At 37.6% G+C, this 1,057-nt stretch carries 1 protein-coding gene and 1 pseudogene; both read right to left on the reverse strand.

Annotation, left to right across the window (positions count from 1 at the left end):
* Positions 1–221: pseudogene (locus F6K13_RS34505) on the reverse strand (photosystem I reaction center subunit XI); the annotation flags it as partial.
* A 145-nt stretch (positions 222–366) separates the two neighbouring features.
* Positions 367–1,057 (reverse strand): hypothetical protein (locus F6K13_RS34510; RefSeq protein ID WP_287290153.1); only part of this gene is annotated, 691 nt, incomplete at its 5' end.

Consider the following 1,057-nt stretch of genomic DNA (forward strand, 5'->3'; position numbering starts at 1 on the left):
CGATTTGCTGCGCGGGACACGATTAGGTCAGAGTTAATAGTTAGTACCTGAGCAATCTCTAATCGTTTCGCACCAGATTTATAATAAGCTGTTAATTCGTTTAGTTCGCCTCGCTCTGGGAAACGGTCTTGCTGTTCTGCTTGCAGAATAGTCGAAACCGCTACTGTTTGGTAAAGTTGAGGACGGGCTAATGAACTGCCACCACTTGCCGTTACAGTCATTTGGTTATAAGTATTGTTTTAATTTATGGTTCAGCCTTTAGATTAAAACTTTTCGGGCTTCCTTAGTCTGATTATTAAGAAGTATGTATCTTTTTCGCTTCTGTTTACCTCACTGTAAGGCTTTGTGCTGAGTTGAAACTGTTCGTTAAGAACGATTTATAGCGATCGCTTCGCCAAACCAATAATTATCCAGATCTTTAACAGTTTTTAGTTGCAAACCGTAATAAGGATTGCCAATTAAAAATAACTGGTGTTCTTTACTCGTGCCAATTAAAGCAACTGCGTGAGCAAATCTAACTCCTTCATCGTCTTTGTTGCGTTCTTTAACGTGGAGCAGAGCGGGTTTATCGAGACGAAATAGGTCTTCTGTTGTTAAATTATGCTTATATTCTGGGTTTAAATTTAATTCTCGCATGGCTTTAATTTCTCTTAAAGTTGTCGTACCAAAGCGATTGGTTTTAGTATATTTTATTGCTTCTTGTTCGGTTAATTGGGGATGAATTTTGGTGTGACGAGACAGAGTCGCGATCGCAGAAGGAGCGCAGGTATAAAAGGTAGTTTGCATGACAACACCGTTGATAATTTTACTTTCTTCGAGCAGTTTATCTACGGGTTGCAAGCAATAACCTAAAATGCTCAGCACGCAGGAAATTAAAGTTAAAGCTGCAATCAATTGGGATATTTTACGTTTGTTATATTTACCGTTTAATTCGATAAATAATAATAGTCCTAAAATAAAGAAGCCAGTCACGAAAATGATACCGTGATACCAACCAGCAAGATAAATTAAAATCGGAGAGGGAATTATTTTAGGTAATAACCAACTAAGATGAAAA

The organism is Okeania sp. SIO2B9 (assembly GCF_010672505.1).
In the GTDB taxonomy this organism is placed as follows: domain Bacteria; phylum Cyanobacteriota; class Cyanobacteriia; order Cyanobacteriales; family Microcoleaceae; genus Okeania; species Okeania hirsuta.